The 15,975-nt window shown below is 62.2% G+C and carries 16 protein-coding genes; 5 read left to right on the forward strand and 11 right to left on the reverse strand.

Annotated features, from left to right (window positions below):
- From GH665_RS12360 to GH665_RS12370, 3 genes are all read right to left on the reverse strand, one after another.
- Positions 1–555 (reverse strand): cytochrome b, encoded by a 555-nt coding sequence (locus tag GH665_RS12360; protein WP_153136095.1) that lies wholly within the window; start codon positions 553–555, stop codon positions 1–3.
- Positions 556–667: 112 nt separating this feature from the next.
- Positions 668–2,335: a cation/acetate symporter ActP gene (gene actP / locus GH665_RS12365; protein WP_153136096.1), complete on the reverse strand. Its 1,668-nt coding sequence runs from the start codon at positions 2,333–2,335 to the stop codon at positions 668–670.
- Positions 2,332–2,643: a DUF485 domain-containing protein gene (locus tag GH665_RS12370; RefSeq protein ID WP_153136097.1), complete on the reverse strand. Its 312-nt coding sequence runs from the start codon at positions 2,641–2,643 to the stop codon at positions 2,332–2,334. The genes actP and GH665_RS12370 overlap by 4 nt, the downstream gene beginning before the upstream one ends.
- Positions 2,644–3,028: 385 nt before the next feature.
- On the opposite strand from GH665_RS12370, the gene GH665_RS12375 reads away from it, so the two are divergent.
- Together GH665_RS12375 and hmpA are read left to right on the forward strand one after the other, a co-directional pair.
- A complete protein-coding gene (locus tag GH665_RS12375) occupies positions 3,029–4,546 on the forward strand; it encodes a CoA-acylating methylmalonate-semialdehyde dehydrogenase (protein WP_153136098.1) in 1,518 nt (505 codons plus the stop codon).
- Positions 4,547–4,622: 76 nt separating this feature from the next.
- Entirely contained in the window at positions 4,623–5,807 is a 1,185-nt protein-coding gene (hmpA, locus tag GH665_RS12380; protein WP_153138415.1) for an NO-inducible flavohemoprotein, read from the forward strand.
- 109 nt (positions 5,808–5,916) lie between these two features.
- On the opposite strand, the gene GH665_RS12385 is transcribed toward hmpA, so the two are convergent.
- Positions 5,917–6,096: a DUF2934 domain-containing protein gene (locus tag GH665_RS12385; protein WP_246216197.1), complete on the reverse strand. Its 180-nt coding sequence runs from the start codon at positions 6,094–6,096 to the stop codon at positions 5,917–5,919.
- Positions 6,097–6,444: 348 nt separating this feature from the next.
- On the opposite strand from GH665_RS12385, the gene GH665_RS12390 reads away from it, so the two are divergent.
- On the forward strand, positions 6,445–6,867 hold the full coding sequence (locus GH665_RS12390; RefSeq protein ID WP_246216289.1) for a hypothetical protein: 423 nt from the start codon (positions 6,445–6,447) through the stop codon (positions 6,865–6,867).
- Between the two features lie 21 nt (positions 6,868–6,888).
- On the opposite strand, the gene GH665_RS12395 is transcribed toward GH665_RS12390, so the two are convergent.
- From GH665_RS12395 to GH665_RS12405, 3 genes are all read right to left on the reverse strand, one after another.
- Positions 6,889–7,134, reverse strand: a complete 246-nt coding sequence (locus tag GH665_RS12395) for a DUF6723 family protein (protein ID WP_153136101.1) — start codon at positions 7,132–7,134, stop codon at positions 6,889–6,891.
- Between the two features lie 25 nt (positions 7,135–7,159).
- Positions 7,160–9,265 (reverse strand): catalase HPII, encoded by a 2,106-nt coding sequence (gene katE, locus GH665_RS12400; protein ID WP_153136102.1) that lies wholly within the window; start codon positions 9,263–9,265, stop codon positions 7,160–7,162.
- Positions 9,266–9,698: 433 nt separating this feature from the next.
- On the reverse strand, positions 9,699–10,151 hold the full coding sequence (locus GH665_RS12405; protein WP_153136103.1) for a PA2169 family four-helix-bundle protein: 453 nt from the start codon (positions 10,149–10,151) through the stop codon (positions 9,699–9,701).
- A 219-nt stretch (positions 10,152–10,370) separates the two neighbouring features.
- Between GH665_RS12405 and GH665_RS12410 the strand changes: the two genes are divergently transcribed.
- A complete protein-coding gene (locus GH665_RS12410; protein WP_153136104.1) occupies positions 10,371–11,510 on the forward strand; it encodes a DNA topoisomerase IB in 1,140 nt (379 codons plus the stop codon).
- 164 nt (positions 11,511–11,674) lie between these two features.
- Positions 11,675–11,917, forward strand: a complete 243-nt coding sequence (locus GH665_RS12415) for a hypothetical protein (protein ID WP_153136105.1) — start codon at positions 11,675–11,677, stop codon at positions 11,915–11,917.
- A 51-nt stretch (positions 11,918–11,968) separates the two neighbouring features.
- Here the strand turns inward: GH665_RS12415 and GH665_RS12420 are convergent, their stop codons facing one another.
- The 4 genes from GH665_RS12420 to GH665_RS12435 form a co-directional block, all read right to left on the reverse strand.
- Entirely contained in the window at positions 11,969–12,652 is a 684-nt protein-coding gene (locus GH665_RS12420) for a hypothetical protein (protein WP_153136106.1), read from the reverse strand.
- Entirely contained in the window at positions 12,649–14,055 is a 1,407-nt protein-coding gene (locus tag GH665_RS12425) for a selenium-binding protein SBP56-related protein (protein WP_153136107.1), read from the reverse strand. Before GH665_RS12425 ends, GH665_RS12420 begins: the two co-directional genes overlap by 4 nt.
- Before the next feature lie 133 nt (positions 14,056–14,188).
- Positions 14,189–15,067, reverse strand: coding sequence for an ABC transporter permease (locus GH665_RS12430; RefSeq protein ID WP_153136108.1), 879 nt, complete (start codon positions 15,065–15,067; stop codon positions 14,189–14,191).
- Positions 15,064–15,897, reverse strand: a complete 834-nt coding sequence (locus tag GH665_RS12435; protein ID WP_153136109.1) for an ABC transporter ATP-binding protein — start codon at positions 15,895–15,897, stop codon at positions 15,064–15,066. The genes GH665_RS12430 and GH665_RS12435 overlap by 4 nt, the downstream gene beginning before the upstream one ends.
- Positions 15,898–15,975: the final 78 nt, after the last annotated feature.

Consider the following 15,975-nt stretch of genomic DNA (forward strand, 5'->3'; position numbering starts at 1 on the left):
TCAAAGCTCCACGTGTTTACCGAGCATCCGTTTAAGGGCGTCGTTCTTCAGGACCAGATGGTTTTTAAGCGCACCGAAGATGTGCAAGGCGAGTCCCCCCAGGAAAGCGGTTGCGCCCAGATTGAACAGAAACGCGAACACCCGATGCGCCTGCGCATTGGGCCCAAATGGCGCGGGAATCACCCAGCCTCCAGGGAGGCCCACAATTTCCCCCGCCGCGCATCGGGACAGCCACGCGGCAAGCGGCAGCAACACCATCGCCAGCGCGAGCGCCGCAGCGACCGACCGGCTGGCGATCACCTCGACAGGGTTCGGCGTGCCGAGCGGCAACGGATGATACGAAGTGACTCGCGCCCAGAACCGATAAGTCGAGACGAGAAGCACAAAGAGGCCAAGCAGGTTCTGGACGTGTATCCACTCCAGCTTCCGCACATCGTCGCCCGCCTGTGCGATCGCAATGCCCAGACCGATGATCGAGAAAAGCAGTATCGCCACAACCCAGTGCAGAACAATCGTGACGGGCGAAAACCTCAGGCCGTTGTCTCTTAGTTGCATGTCTTGCTCCTTGTCCTTGTATTGGTATGCCGGCAGCGCCGCCCCAAAAACGGGCGGATGTTTCTCTCCAAGCCTCAAGCCTCAAGCTTCAAAGCCCGCCGCGCGATCGCATTCAGTGACCGGCGGTCCCGGATGCGCCCCACCCTGTCTGCGCACGAACGTACTGGTCGTCAAACCGGCTGCGTTCCCGTGCGGCCTCAGCGCTGCGATCGGTCACCGAGCCCAGCCACGCAAACACGAAGGCGATACTCATCGACACGATGGCCGGATACTCGTAGGGATAAATCGCATGGGCATGGCCCAGCACCTTCACCCAGACCGCCGGCGAAAGAATGACGAGGACCACCGAACTGAGAAGCCCCGTGACACCACCGGCCAGCGCTCCGCGCGTGGTGAGTCCCTTCCAGTACATCGAAAGCGCAAGGATCGGAAAATTCACCGAGGCGGCCACACCGAAAGTGAGCGCTACCAGGAAAGCAATGTTCTGATCCTTGAACAGGATTCCAAGAACCACCGCGACCACGCCGATGCACACCGAAGCGATTCTGGATACCCGGCGCTCAGCGGCCGGATCGGCGCGATTCTTCTTGAGCACCATCACATACAGATCGTGCGAAATCGCCGAGGTGCCGGCCATTGTGAGTCCGGATACCACGGCCAGAATGGTGGCAAAGGCCACGGCTGAGAGGAAGCCGAGCATCAGGTTGCCGCCAAGCGCGCGGGCCAGGTGCATCACCGGCATGTTGCCGCCGCCGAGCAGCTTGCCGCCGATTTGCCCTGCTTCATAAAAGGCGGGGTTCTGACCGACGATCACGATGGCAGCCATGCCCAGAACGGCAACGACCAGGAAGAAGAAACCGATGAACCCTGTGGCGACGAATACGGACTTGCGGGCCGCTTTGGCATCCGGAACGGTGAAGAACCGCATGAGAATGTGCGGCAGCCCTGCAGTGCCGAACACGAGGCCAATGGACAGCGAGATCATCGCCACAGGGTCGGCCACCAGTTCGCCCGGAAGCAGGACCCGCGCGCCGCGCACGGCAATGGCCTGCGTGAATAGCGCATCGAGCGAAAAATTGAACCGGCTGAGTGCCAGCACCGCCAGCAGCGTCCCGCCGAACAGGAGCAGGCCGGCTTTGATGATCTGTACCCAGGTGGTCGCCACCATGCCGCCAAAGGTGACATAGACCGCCATCAGTACGCCTACCACGATGACCGCATAGTGATAGGGCAAGCCGAATAGCAGTTCGATGAGTTGCCCCGCTCCGACCATCTGCACCACGAGATAGAAACAGACCACGGTCAGCGATCCACACGCCGTCAGTGTGCGAATCCGGTTCTGGTCGAGGCGGAAGGATGCGATGTCGGCGATCGTGATGCGACCGAGGTTGCGGATCCGCTCCGCAAAGAGAAACAGCAACAGCGGCCATGCGACGAAAAAGCTGATCGCATAGATCATGCCGTCGTAGCCGTGGAAGAAAATCATGCTGGTCACGCCCAGCAACGCCGCAGCCGACATGTAGTCACCTGCCAGCGCAAGGCCGTTCTGAAAGCCGGTAATGCTGCCGCCCGCCGTATAGAAATCGCTCATCGACCGGGTTCGGGCGGCAGCCCACCAGGTTATCGCCAGGGTTGCGGAAACGAACACCAGGAACATCACGATGGCCGTGATGTTAAGCGGCTGACGCTCGACCTTTTCGAGCGCACCTGGCGCGGCCATGGCGGCACATGCAATGCCCAGCAGAGAGAGGAAAAGAATGCTTTGGCGTGCGCGGCTCATCGATTTTCTCCCGCCAGAATTTTCGCGGTGAGCGCATCGAATTCGCCGTTCGCGCGACGAACGTACAGACCCGTCAGAAGCCATGTGCCGATGATCAGTACGACGCCGATCGGCCAGCCGATATTCATCACCCCTCCCCCCGGCAATCTCGTCGCAAGCAGCTTTGGCACAAAGGCCGCGACGAGAATGAACGCGTAATAGGGAATCAGCGTCGCGGCCGTCAGCCCGATCACGAAACGCCTGCGCCGTCGCACCAGCGAGGCGAACAATGAGGTGCTTCGAACCGCTGAGAGTTCGGTTGTCTCCATTCTTTTGTCTCCGTCCATGGAAAAACATCTGATTTCCTGACTCCGCTTTATGCCCCGCTATCAGCGGCGCTGCGGACTTCTTGTGATGGACGATAGGGCCGCTACTCGATCACATCAAATGATGATTGGTGATGGATACGATCTCTCCCAGTGAAGCAGGGTCACGCGATGGTTCATTTTCAGTGAAGTCAACTATCACTATTCATCATTTGATGTGATTCATCAGGTCGCATATCGTCCAACGACACCCAGCGACAACCAACGGCCCCCCCCCGCACGCTGCCGCTGCGAAAGCCTCCGCTGAATTCCCGGCCGGCAGCATCGATACCAACGCAGCTTTTCACTCGACCTTTCTTAATTCTCAAATCAACAGGAGACATCCAGCATGAGCACCAAGCCTGCAGAAATCGGCCACTACATTGATGGTCGCGCAACGCCCGTCGCATCCGGACGCGCTCAGCCGATCACCAATCCCGCCACCGGTCAGGTCACCGGCGTCGTCGCACTGGCTGGCGCAGACGAAGTGGATGCTGCCGTGCAAGCCGCCGCGGCAGCCTTCCCCGGCTGGTCGAACACGCCGCCGGTGCGGCGCGCGCGCGTGCTGTTCAGGTTTCTGGATCTGTTGAACAGGCACCGCGACGAGCTCGCCCACCTGATCACCGCGGAACATGGCAAGGTCTTCTCCGACGCGCAGGGCGAAGTCACCCGCGGCATTGAAGTGGTGGAGTTTGCGTGCGGCATCCCGCAACTGCTGAAGGGCGACTACACCGAGCAGGTATCCACCGGCATCGACAACTGGACGATGCGCCAGCCCCTGGGTGTAGTCGCCGGTGTCACCCCTTTCAATTTTCCAGTCATGGTGCCGTGCTGGATGTTCCCCGTGGCCATCGCCTGCGGCAACACCTTCGTGCTCAAGCCCAGCCCGATCGACCCCAGTCCGTCGTTGCGGATTGCTGAACTTTTCAAGGAAGCCGGCCTGCCCGATGGCGTGTTCAATGTCGTGCAGGGCGACAAGGTGGCTGTCGATGCCCTGCTTGAACACCCGCAGGTCACGGCGATCAGCTTTGTTGGCTCCACACCGATCGCCAACTACATCTACGAGACCGGCGCTCGTCACGGCAAGCGTGTCCAGGCGCTGGGCGGCGCCAAGAATCATATGGTCGTGATGCCCGACGCCGACCTCGACCGTACGGTGGATGCGCTGATCGGCGCGGCCTACGGCTCGGCGGGCGAACGCTGTATGGCGATCTCCGTAGCTGTGCTGGTCGGCGACGTGGCGGACCGACTGCTGCCGCGTCTGGTAGAGCGCACGAAAGCACTCAAGGTGCTCGACGGCGAGAACCTGGAAGCGGAAATGGGACCGATCGTCAGCCGTGCAGCACACGAACGTGTTACGGGCTACATCGAGCAGGGCATCAAGGAAGGCGCGCAACTGCTGGTGGACGGTCGCGGCTTCGACAGCGCCCAGGCAGGCGCGGGATGCGGCGACGGCTTCTGGCTGGGCGGCACGCTGTTCGATCACGTTACCCCCGGGATGCGCATCTACAAGGAGGAGATCTTCGGCCCGGTACTGGCCATCGTGCGTGTCGAAGACTTTACAGAAGCGGTGGATCTCATCAACGCTCACGAGTTCGGCAACGGTACCGCCTGTTTCACCCGCGATGGCCACGTCGCCCGCGAATTCTCGCGCCGCATCCAGGTTGGCATGGTCGGCATCAACGTGCCGATTCCGGTTCCGATGGCCTGGCACGCGTTCGGTGGCTGGAAGCGCTCGCTGTTCGGCGACACGCACACCTATGGCGAAGAAGGTGTGCGTTTCTACACGAAGCAGAAGTCGATCATGCAGCGCTGGCCGGAAAGCATCAGCAAGGGCGCTGAGTTCGCCATGCCCACCGCGCACTGAGCGGGTGGCGCCGGCGATCGTGCCGGCGCCCTTCCCTTCCATCCGTTTTCACCCTGCCTACCCACGTACGCTTTTTATGCTGACAGACACCCAACGCGACATCATCAAGGCCACAGTCCCGCTGCTGGAAACCGGTGGGGAAACCCTCACCACGCATTTCTACAAACTGATGCTCAGCGACTACCCGGAAGTGCGCCCCCTATTCAACCAGGCACACCAGGCCCGCGGTACGCAGCAGCGCGCGCTGGCTAACGGCGTCCTGCAGTATGCCCGCAACATCGACCGGCTCGAGGCACTGGGCCCGCTGGCCGCGCAGATCGTGAACAAACACGTGGCCCTGCAGATTCAGCCCGAGCATTACCCTATCGTCGGCGCGTGCCTGCTGCGCGCCATCCGGGACGTACTCGGTCCAGAACTCGCTACCGACGCGGTGATCGACGCCTGGGGCGCGGCCTATCAGCAACTCGCGGACATCCTGATTGCGGCCGAGCGGCAGGTGTACGACACGTTGGCCGCTGCGCCGGGGGGCTGGCGTGGAGCACGCCAGTTCCGGGTGAGCCGCAAGGTGCCCGAGAGTGAGGAAATCACTTCGTTCTACCTGGAACCCGTTGATGGCAAGCCGGTCGCCGCCTTTCATCCAGGCCAGTACATCGGTCTGCGCCTGACGATCGATGGCGAGGAGATTCGCCGCAACTATTCGCTGTCAGCCGCGCCGAACAACCACAGCTACCGCATCAGCGTCAAACGCGAACCAGGCGGCAAGGCATCCACCTTCCTGCACGACCACGTACCGGCAGGCGGCACATTGGACCTGTTTGCGCCCGCAGGAGCGTTCACGCTTGCCGACAACGACACGCCGCTCGCGCTGATCAGCGGCGGCGTAGGCATCACCCCTACCCTGGCAATGGCCGAGACTGCACTGATCGCCGGGCGGGCAGTCATTTTTATCCACTATGCACGCAATGGCCGCGCGCATGCCTTCGGCGAACTCCTCGACGCTTGGGCGGCACGCTACCCTCGCCTGCAAGCCTACGTCGTCTATGAGCAAACGGAGGCAACGGACAAACGCCCCCCGAACGGCGTGGGGCGCCCAACTTCCTCACAGTTGGCCCAGTGGCTTCCGCTCAATCAGGAGTTCGATGCCTATTTCCTCGGCCCCACGCCGTTTATGGCGTTTATCAGAAGAACGCTGCGCGATCTCGGTCAACCCGACGAGCGCAGCCGGTATGAATTCTTCGGACCTGCGGAGACCTTGAACTAATCACCGGGCCTGAGCGGCAACGACCCGATACACCGGATCCGATACACCGCGACCCTATACACCGTTCAGGTCGAACTCCCCCGCGCGGGCAATGAACCGCCGCCGCGTCTCACAGCGTGCCGGGCGGCTCCGTGGGCACGCCCGACGCGTCTTCATGAGCGTTTTCATCTTCGATTTCGGCGCGTGCCTGCTCCCAGTACTCCTCGGGTGTGCCCCTAGGCTCGGTCGCCTTCTCCCACAAATGGTAGGCCCGGGTCCTGATGCGTTCTTCCACCGACATGGTTTCCATACTCATGCTCCTTGTGAGACCAGCAAAAAAGCCCGCTCCGGGCTTGCGGAATTTGCCGTTTGCAACGGATTGCACGCCGGCAACCTGGAGCGCAGCAAGCGCTGTTCCTCACCGGCGGACGCTACAGAGACGGGTAGCGATACGCAAAAGACTGACTACAATAGTTGAGTGCGGGCAGCAATGAGCAAGCGGTCCGTTCAGGCATGGCGTGTCAGTAGCGTGACGTTTCAATTCCTTCATTGGAGGCATGCGATGATCTGCCTGAGCGAAAGAATTGCCGGCGCAATCATCTTCTTGCTGAGCGGGTATGCGTTCGCGGGCGACCTTACGATCGATTCGCCCGAAGAGATGACCGTGGCGAGCATCGCGCCACTGCCCGTGAAAACGCTTCCCTCCATTCCGGAACCGCAACGCTACGCCTTTGAATATCAGTCGGACCAGGGAAATCCCTTTTACGCGCCAGTCGAGAATTTCTATAGCACGCCGATAACTCACGACGTCCGCTTTGGCGGCGCAACGCCCGCACCAATGCCTGGGGCGGCGTCGCAACAGGCGCCGTCCCAAGCGTCGGATTATCTCTCTCTGGGCCCGTCGACGGCGCCGCAGCTCTCAATCGTCGATGTACAGAACACCACCCTGACGCTCGGTGCGCAACCGCAGCGAAAGCTGTCGTTGACCGTCAACGACTGGGCCTTTTCCGCAACAGCGCGTGTCGCGGTTCTCCACTCGCACAGCACGGGCGCGACGCTTTCCGTGCGGCACGGGTTTTAAACCGACGTTCGCGAGGCCTCGCTACGTCTCGGGCGAGGCCCGGTCTGTCGCGATGATCTGGCGGCCGTACTCCACGGCCGCCTCACGTGCCTGCGCCGGCGTCGCGTAAGGTCCGATCTGCGGCGCGCCTTCGAACGGGAACAGGATCTTCCGGTCGGACTTTCTGATCACCCTCAGGCCGCCCACGTACCGGCCGTCGCTCGTGCCGTGATAGGTCGCGAAGATCTCGAAGTCGCCGTCGGACACATCCGCCTTATGCCGCACCATTGCAAATTCCTTAACTATCCTTACGTTATGCCGGTACCGTTTGCGCCAGCGCCGCCCGCGACCACACGCGGTGCTGCTCCGCCGCCGCAACGAACGCCTTAAGCACCTCGGCGCTCTGGCTGTCGTCGCCGGTTACCACGCCATCGGCCTGGTCCGGCAGTTGAGCCGCCGCCAGCACGTCGCGCCCCGCCCCGAGCGCCGCAATCGCTTTCAGATGCTTGAACGCCTCCAGCACGAAATGCCGCGCGTCGCCGGATTGCGCCAGTGTTTTCGCACCAGCCTCGCCGCCGCAGACGATCACCGCGTCGAACATGATCGACGGCATTCCGGCGATCGTCGCGTCCGGCTGCAAACCGTCGATCGCAGCCAGGCTCGGCGCGATCAGCAACGGCGTCGCGCCCTCGCCCAAGAGCGCCTGCTGAAGCTTCCTGATCGACGCGCCATCGGCACCGGGCGCAGCCAGCAACGCGATCTTGCAGGTCTTGATGCCCGGCTTGCCGCGATTGAGCAGGCTGAGCGCCGGCGAAGTCTGCGGCTTCGACGCGGGGGGCGCCTTACCCTTCTTCGGCGCGGGTAAACCCAAGCCTTCCGCGACCTTCGCTGCGAGACCAGCGTCGAAGTTGGCAAGAATCTCGTTCACCACGCGCTCGCGAATCTCCGGCTTCGTCACCTTGCCGAGTTCGAACTGATAGGCAGCACTGATGTGCTCCTGCTCGACCTCGGACATGCTCTGGTAGAAGAGCGCGGCTTGCGAGAAGTGATCGGCAAAAGACTCGCTGCGCACGCGGATCTTCACGCCGTCGACACGCTCCTGATAGCTCTCGAAGCCGCCTTCTGACGGCGCCGGACTAGTCTCCTTCGGCCAGCCCCCGCTCAGCGAGTTCGGCTCATACGAGGCCTGCCCGACATTGATCGCCTGGCGATGCATCGCGTCGCGCTGGTTGTTATGAAACGGGCACACCGGCCGGTTGATCGGAATCTCGTGGAAGTTCGGGCCGCCCAGCCGGCTGATCTGCGTATCCGTGTACGAAAAGAGCCGGCCTTGCAGCAACGGATCGTTGCTAAAGTCGATACCCGGCACGATATGGCCCGGGTGAAACGCGACCTGTTCGGTCTCGGCGAAGAAATTATCCGGATTGCGGTTAAGCGTCATCTTGCCGATGATTTTTACCGGTACGCGCTCTTCCGGTATCAGCTTGGTCGGATCGAGCAGATCGAAACCGAAGCTGTTTTCATCCTGTTCCTCGACGATCTGCACGCCGAGTTCGTATTCAGGGAAGTCGCCCCGTTCGATTGCTTCCCACAGGTCGCGCCGATGGAAGTCGGGATCCTTGCCGGCGAGCTTTTGCGCTTCGTCCCACAACAGCGAATAGGAGCCCAGCACGGGGCGCCAGTGAAACTTGACGAAACGCGCCTTGCCTTGCGCATTCACGAAGCGGAAGGTGTGAACGCCAAAGCCCTCCATGGTGCGCAAGCTGCGTGGGATCGCGCGGTCCGACATGGTCCACAGCACCATGTGTGCGGACTCCGGCACCAGCGACACGAAATCCCAGAACGTATCGTGCGCGGAGCCGCCGGTGGGCATCTCGTTGGGCGCTTCCGGTTTGACAGCGTGGACGAAGTCCGGGAACTTGATCGCGTCCTGGATAAAGAACACCGGCATGTTGTTGCCTACCAGATCGTAATTACCCTCCTGCGTGTAAAACTTCACCGCGAAACCGCGCACGTCGCGCACGGTATCCGCCGAGCCACGCGGCCCCTGTACGGTAGAAAAGCGCACGTAGACCGGGGTCTGCTCGGCCGGGTTCTGCAGGAACGCGGCTTTGGTGTACTCGGTCATCGGCTCGTATAGCTGGAACACCCCATGTGCAGCGGAGCCGCGTGCATGCACAATGCGCTCCGGAATCCGCTCGTGATCGAAATGCGTGATCTTCTCGCGCATGATGAAGTCTTCGAGCAGAGACGGACCGCGCGGACCGGCGCGCAACGTGTTCTGATTGTCGGCGATCTTTACGCCCTGATTGGTTCGCAGCGCCGCACCGTCGGGACGGACGCGGAACGGTTCGAGATCTTGCGATTTGCGGTCGTCAGCCGGGGTTGCGGGCTGACGGGTGCCGGTTTTGCCTGCCATGGAAACACTCCTTGCGTTAGCAGCGCCAGGCGATGATTCGCTCCGGCTCGAACGCAGGGTCAGCAAGCGTTGTTCCCGATGAAAGCTGCGCGGCTCCGTTTCCGGCCATGCGTCTGGCGGACGCGCTGGTCCGCCAGGCCGGATTACATCGTTGCTGCTACGACGACACGCGGGCGCCCCGCTTCCCGCCACTGCTCGATCACTGCTGCCTCCGTTTTTGCCGGGTCCCATACTGGTACGCGTATTTCTCCGCGTATCTGTCCGCGCACTTCTCCGTATGGCCCCCATATTGAGGCCAAATACGGCACGAACATTATTGTCCTAGTACATTGGCGAACAAAAATAATGCTGTGTATCCGGCATTCGGCAATGCAGTGCAGCACATCTCAGCCATTACAGCGGGGTATCGCATCCGATAACCCCGCCCCGTCGATTAAGGCTTGGCCGCAGCGTACTGATCACGCAGATCGCGCACGCGGTCATGGTTTTGCAGCACGCCCTGATACTGGCGCTCGACGATTGCGCGCACGTCCGGCGGCAATTCCTTCTCGAGCGCATCGTGATAGCGTTTCTTCGCGACGTCCTCGCCCTTTTCGCACTCGGCAAGAATCTCGTGATCGCTGCGATTCGCCACCGCGGACTTCACGTCGACCCAGCCGCGATGCAAGGCGCCGCTCACACTGCCATGCGTTTCGGGCTTGCCGCCCATGCCTTGAACGGCATCCTGCAGTTCACGCGCACCGCGCGCGCAGTCTGCGGCCCGCGACTGGAACAAGGTCTTCAGTTGCGCGTCATGCGCGTCCTCGGCGGCCTTGAGAAAGCCCTTCTCGCCGTCCTTCGACGTTTCGACCAGATCATTCAGCACGGAAACAACGTTCGTAGCCATTCAATACCTCCAGAGGTGTCGTCTATCAGGAAATCCGCCGCCGCAGTTTTTCCATGCAGCAGCAGAACTCCCCAGGCTATTCGCATGCGGCGTGCCTGGCATCCACCGCGTCGCATACGGGAACGTGCGGGCACGCTCCGACAGTCAGGCATCGGCTTTGCTCATAGCGGGAACGCCGGCGCATTGCGCGCCACGCATCTGAAACTTTTACTCACAACGATGCCTGCCACCACCCATTCGACCCAGCGCCGCACTGACAAGCGCGTTGACAAGCTCACGCGGCAAGCCGCTGCCGTCGCGATCGCGCCGGGGCTGCGGCACACGGACGACACCCAGCCCGGTTACACTCGCAAGCGGAAAACCAAAGCGGGAAAGGATGGTTTCGCCTACTTCGACATGGCAGGCAAACGCATCGCCGACGCCGACGAAATTGCCCGTATCAACACGCTCGCAATTCCGCCCGCCTATGAAGAGGTGTGGATTTGCGCGGACGCTCGCGGTCATCTGCAGGCGACCGGCCGCGACGCGCGCGGCCGCAAGCAGTACCGCTATCACCCGCTCTGGCGCGAAACACGCGACACCGACAAATACGAGCGCATGGCCGCGTTCGGCCGCGCGTTGCCGAAGATCCGCGCGCGCGTCGCACGCGATCTGAAATTGCCGGGGATGCCGTGCGACAAAGTCATTGCCGCGATCGTGCAGTTGCTCGACACGACGCTCATCCGCGTCGGCAGTGTCGAATACGCACGCGATAACCAGTCGTACGGTTTGACGACGCTGCGCAAAAAACACCTGAAGATCGAAGCGGGTCAATTGCGCCTGAAATTCCGCGGCAAGAGCGGTATCGAGCACGATGTCGCGGTAGACCATCCGCGCGTCAGGCGCATTGTGCGGCGCTGCGCGGAACTGCCGGGCCACGAACTGTTCCAGTATCTCGACGAGGACGGCATGCGCCGCACCATCGGTTCGGCCGACATCAACGATTACTTGCGCCGCGCGAGCAACGCGGATTTCACGGCGAAGGACTACCGGACCTGGGCAGGCAGCGTCCATGCATTGGCCACGCTACGGCGGCTGATGTGCGGCAGCGCGGCGCAAACCCGCCGGCATATCGTGGCAACAGTCAAGGACGTGGCGACGTTGTTGCGCAATACGCCAGCGGTATGCCGGCGCTGCTACATCCACCCGGTGGTGATCAGCGCGTTCGAAGCGGACGAACTACAGGACTTGCTGCCCGGCCAGTCGCGCCGCGGTCTGAAAGTGGATGAAACGGCGTTCGCCGCGCTGCTGACGCGGGCGGCGAGGCGCGCCGCGAAGCTCGCGCGTCAGGCGGGGCGAAAACCCAGGCAAAGCTCATAGGGCTTATGAACCCGCTGTGAATCCGCTGCAAGCGCAGCGTGAATCTGCGCTCGCGCGTCGTGCGCCAAATGCACCACAGGGATATGGATAGTCGAGAATCTTGGTTCTGCCGCGGCGCAGAAAGGACGACACTGAGCGCTTCCTCTCCGGCGTGGTCTACTGAGATGAGCAAACCCCAGTGGGATTATTCGCAGCACACCGCTGCAACGGCCTCGCACGATGTCTCGCATCCGGAGCCTGAACGTTCGCGTCCATCGCATGGCCGGGTTGTCGCCGTTTTGCTGATCGCCGCGCTATGCGCGTGTTTCGAGCGCGAAATCTCCGGCCCGACAGAGGGTGGCATCCTGCCCGTCGTAGCGAAATACTGGCAAGCGGCCAAAGCCTTGACACCTGCGCCAACACGTTAGCGCGACTTCCTCGCCGGAAGAATTATCTGGCGACGTGCAATTCCGCCGCCATCACCCGTCGCCGGTTGGAACAGCGGTGTTGAGCGCCAGCGAGAGCGCACCCACCAGAATCAGGCTCACCGCCCAGACTGCGTCCAGATTGAACCAGCTCCGCGACACGAACTTCAACCCAAGATAGCGATAGACCAGCCACGCAAGGAGCCCGCCGACCGCGATCATCGCCGCAGCATGAACGCCGGAGACGAGCAGCGCCATGCCCAGATTGGCGTCGATCAGGGCTCGCGCGGCCTGGTGCCCTCGATCCATACCGTAGGAGCGGCACAGGCCGAGATAGACCGGCACCAGCATCAGTCCCGCGCCATGCGCGATGGCCACGGCAAAGGACCAGAGCGCGAGCCGCGACGGCGGAATCCGCGCCAGCACACGTGGATGGCGTCGCCAGATCAGAAGCATCGCGCCAAAAGCAATGACCAGCACACTCGCGCCAATCTGGATCTCGCGCTGCCAGGCGAGCAGCATTGCCAGCATGGCGAACGGCGCCATCACCACGAACATCGCCAATACATGCCCTGCGGCGAGATACAGGAGCGCGGAGAACAACGCCCGCGCACGCCGCTCCATCAACCCGCTGGAAACAGCCAGCGGCCAGCCCATTGCCGGGTTCAGCCCATGATAGAGACCGCTCGCCGCGACGGCCAGCCAAAGGCCGGTTTGCGGCCAGCCGCTGCCAATCAAGTCCCCACCGACGGGTAGCAGAACGAATCGGTCGAGCAGTCGCCGCCTTCGAGCCGAATCTGGTGAGCCCGGTAACCGTCGGGAAAGGCTACCCAGTAGTCCTCGGCGAGGGTCAGGCCACCATCCGGTTCAGCCCGGGCCATGACCTGGGCCGCGGGCACCCCATCCGGATAGAACTGGTTGTCCCATGTCGAGTAGAGAGAATTGGTCCAGTAGACACGCTTGCCGTCGCGACTGATCTCGACCATCTGCGGACCGCCGGCAAAGGTTTGACCGTTCGGGTGCGGCGTACGCCGTACGATCCCGCCGATATGGATTGATCCCGTGAGTTTCGGTTTGCGGGGTTCCGTCACGTCGTACTGACGCAGCTCGCCCGTTCCCCAGCACGCGACGTACAGGAATTTGTCGTCGATAGAGAGATCGATGTCGGTGACGAGCGGCGGCACCGCGCCGAATCCCTGCAGCAAGGGCGGCAGCAGTTCCGCGGCGGCAGGCTCGGGCGGAATAGTCGCCGTCTTCTCGATATGGAACTTGCCGTCCTCGCGCCACCAGGTCCAGATCGATCCTTCAAGGTTCGTCGTATCGACCACCACGCCGATGAAACCGTACTCCCGGGCCGGATCGTGCGCGGGCCGCACTTCGAGCGCCATCTGATGGTTGGCGCCGAGATCGATCGTTTGCACGTTGCGCCTTGCCCGCAGATCCCAGAAGTGGATCTGGTGCCCGTACTTGTTCGAGAGAAGATCTTCGGGGACGATCCCATTCTCGAATTGCGGCGGCAAGGCCCACTCGCTCGACACCATGTAGTCGCGCGGCAGGTTCCACCAGAAATCGTAGTGTTTCTCCTGCGGCCCGCGGTCGATCTCCCAGCGGCCGAGAACCTCGAACGTTTCGCAGTCCATGATGAAGATGCCCGGCGGCCCGTCAGTGCCGTCTTTCCCGCCGCCACCGAGCGTACTGACGTAGATGCCCTCAGGCCCGCAATGAACCGTGTGAGGACGCGAATAACCCGTCTTGCGGAAAATTTCCTCGGGCTCGATGATCTTGTGGATGCGCGCCTGGGTCGGATGAGGCTTGGTGTCGACGATATAGATACGCGAGGAGCGCATGCCCGGAATGATCAGATAGCGCCGTTCGAGAAAGGCGTGACCGGTCAGCGGCGACAGTGACGATGAGCAGGCATTCCAGCCGAAGTGGTGAAACTCGTCCCCCTTGTTCGGCACCGGCACCGTGTGAACCACCTGACTATAGGTCGGCGATCCGGGCTTCACATCGATGACGGCGAGCGCGTCGGGCTGCGAAAAATCGGGGCTGAGCAGCAACGTGTAGGCGAAGTCTTCCGCTGGCGCATCCATCGCGAGCTTCGGCGATGCATGGAACGTAGGATCTGGGCGCATTCCCATAACAGCGTCTCCTTGTCTATCTGATTCGGGGCCGGCTGCGGCGAGCGCAACCGGTTGTTTCGCCAACTTCAGCGCGCTGCGTATTTCGTCATACATAAGCGCGTTGCTACTCGCTCATTGTCGCGCCGTACCGTTAATGCTGCACGCCCCAGCGCCGAACCGTCACGCGCTCCAGCGTATCGAACACCAGATGCTCGATCAGCAAACCGATCACGATCACCGCGGCCAGCCCGGCAAAAACGCGATCCGTGTACAGCTCGTTGCGATTCTGAAAGATATACCAGCCCAGCCCACCGCTGCCGGAACTCGCACCGAATACGAGTTCGGCGGCGATCAGTGTGCGCCACGCAAAGGCCCAGCCGACCCGCAAGCCGGCCAGAATCGCGGGCAACGCCGCCGGCACCAGAATCAGCAGAACATGGCGCATGCCCGTGAGGCCGTAGTTGCGCCCCGTCATGCGCAGCGTCGCCGGCACCGATTGAAAGCCGGAGTACGTGTTCAAGGCGAGTGGCCACAGCACCGAATGGACCAGCACGAACAACAGGCTGCCGGTACCGAGACCGAACCAGAGCAGCGCGAGCGGCAGGAGCGCGATGGAAGGCAACGGGTTGAACATCGCCGTCAGCATCGACAGGACGTCACGGCCCAGACGCGTCGACACGGCGAGCGACGTCAACGCGAAGGCGAGCAAGGCGCCGAGCAGATAGCCGCGCAGCAGCACGGACATCGACACCGCCGTTTTCTGCAGCAGTTCGCCGGACCACACACCCTGTACGAACGCGCTGAAGGTCGCGCCGAAGGTCGGCAGAAGCAGATCGTTGTCGATTGCGCGCGCGGCGATTTCCCATATGACGATCAACACCAGCGCAATCAGTGTCTTGCGCAACCAGCCTTGTTCGAAGAGGCGCTTGCCCAACGGCAACGGCGCTTCGAGGACGAGCTCGCCGAGCGGCTCGAGCGGGCGCTCGTACTCCTCGCGAACCGGCGGTAACAGCGTAGCGGGAGAACTCATTGCCCGGCCTCCGTCTCTTCGAACAGCAGATGATGAATACGCGCGACGCTGCGCTGAAAATCGCTGCGCCCGAAACTGTCCTGCGAATACTGATGGCTATTGAGCTCCGCGCGCACACGGCCGGGATGCGGCGACAGCAACAGAATGCGATTGCCGACCACCAGCGCCTCTTCGATCGAATGCGTGACGAACAGCAGCGTGAAGTTCACTTCTTCCCACAGGCGCAGCAGTTCCTCCTGCATCTTGCGGCGCGTGAGCGCGTCGAGCGCGGCGAAGGGCTCGTCCATCAGCAGCACGCGCGGCTGCATGGCCAGCGCGCGGGCAATCGCGACTCGCTGCTTCATGCCGCCCGACAAGGTGTGCGGATAGGCTTTCGCAAACGACGTGAGTCCGACCTTCTCCAGGTAATGCAGCGCGCGCTCATTGGCTTCTGCGCGCGACAGCTTTCTCGCGACACGCAGCGGAAACGCGACGTTCTGCAGAACCGTCTTCCACGGCGGCAACTGGTCGAACTCCTGGAATACGACGATACGATCGGCGCCGGGACCTCGCACGGTCTCGCCGTCGAGCGCGATGCTGCCCGAGGTCGGTTGAATGAACCCGGCGACCGCTTTGAGCAAAGTCGACTTGCCGCAACCCGACGGTCCCAGCAGCACGAAGCGATCGCCGCCGTAGACATCGAAACTCACGTTATGGGTCGCGCGAACGATCCGGTCGCGCGTGCGGTATTCAAGGTTGACGTTCTCGACCGCAAGCAGCCTTTCGCTGGTCGCCGGTGTGGCCTGGGCAGCGGCGTCGTTCGGAAACAGTAAAGTAGGATTGGCCACCATCAGATCACTCCCTGCAGGTCGACCACAGGGGCCGATGAAGCGCCAACAAAGCGCCGGCAAAGCTCGCGAAGAAAATCA

The organism is Paraburkholderia agricolaris (assembly GCF_009455635.1).
Lineage (GTDB): Bacteria > Pseudomonadota > Gammaproteobacteria > Burkholderiales > Burkholderiaceae > Paraburkholderia > Paraburkholderia agricolaris.

What these genes read in the sequence shown, in the direction of transcription:
- GH665_RS12385 (WP_246216197.1), bottom strand. Translation starts at nt 6,096, where the DNA reads ATGGAAACCATGTCGGTGGAAGAACGCATCAGGACCCGGGCCTACCAT.
- GH665_RS12370 (WP_153136097.1), bottom strand. Translation starts at nt 2,643, where the DNA reads ATGGAGACAACCGAACTCTCAGCGGTTCGAAGCACCTCATTGTTCGCC.
- GH665_RS12425 (WP_153136107.1), bottom strand. Translation starts at nt 14,055, where the DNA reads ATGGGAATGCGCCCAGATCCTACGTTCCATGCATCGCCGAAGCTCGCG.
- GH665_RS12395 (WP_153136101.1), bottom strand. Translation starts at nt 7,134, where the DNA reads ATGGTGCGGCATAAGGCGGATGTGTCCGACGGCGACTTCGAGATCTTC.
- GH665_RS12430 (WP_153136108.1), bottom strand. Translation starts at nt 15,067, where the DNA reads ATGAGTTCTCCCGCTACGCTGTTACCGCCGGTTCGCGAGGAGTACGAG.
- GH665_RS12405 (WP_153136103.1), bottom strand. Translation starts at nt 10,151, where the DNA reads ATGGCTACGAACGTTGTTTCCGTGCTGAATGATCTGGTCGAAACGTCG.
- katE (WP_153136102.1), bottom strand. Translation starts at nt 9,265, where the DNA reads ATGGCAGGCAAAACCGGCACCCGTCAGCCCGCAACCCCGGCTGACGAC.
- GH665_RS12415 (WP_153136105.1), top strand. Translation starts at nt 11,675, where the DNA reads ATGAGCAAACCCCAGTGGGATTATTCGCAGCACACCGCTGCAACGGCC.
- GH665_RS12435 (WP_153136109.1), bottom strand. Translation starts at nt 15,897, where the DNA reads ATGGTGGCCAATCCTACTTTACTGTTTCCGAACGACGCCGCTGCCCAG.
- GH665_RS12375 (WP_153136098.1), top strand. Translation starts at nt 3,029, where the DNA reads ATGAGCACCAAGCCTGCAGAAATCGGCCACTACATTGATGGTCGCGCA.
- GH665_RS12410 (WP_153136104.1), top strand. Translation starts at nt 10,371, where the DNA reads ATGCCTGCCACCACCCATTCGACCCAGCGCCGCACTGACAAGCGCGTT.
- actP (WP_153136096.1), bottom strand. Translation starts at nt 2,335, where the DNA reads ATGAGCCGCGCACGCCAAAGCATTCTTTTCCTCTCTCTGCTGGGCATT.
- hmpA (WP_153138415.1), top strand. Translation starts at nt 4,623, where the DNA reads ATGCTGACAGACACCCAACGCGACATCATCAAGGCCACAGTCCCGCTG.
- GH665_RS12390 (WP_246216289.1), top strand. Translation starts at nt 6,445, where the DNA reads ATGACCGTGGCGAGCATCGCGCCACTGCCCGTGAAAACGCTTCCCTCC.
- GH665_RS12360 (WP_153136095.1), bottom strand. Translation starts at nt 555, where the DNA reads ATGCAACTAAGAGACAACGGCCTGAGGTTTTCGCCCGTCACGATTGTT.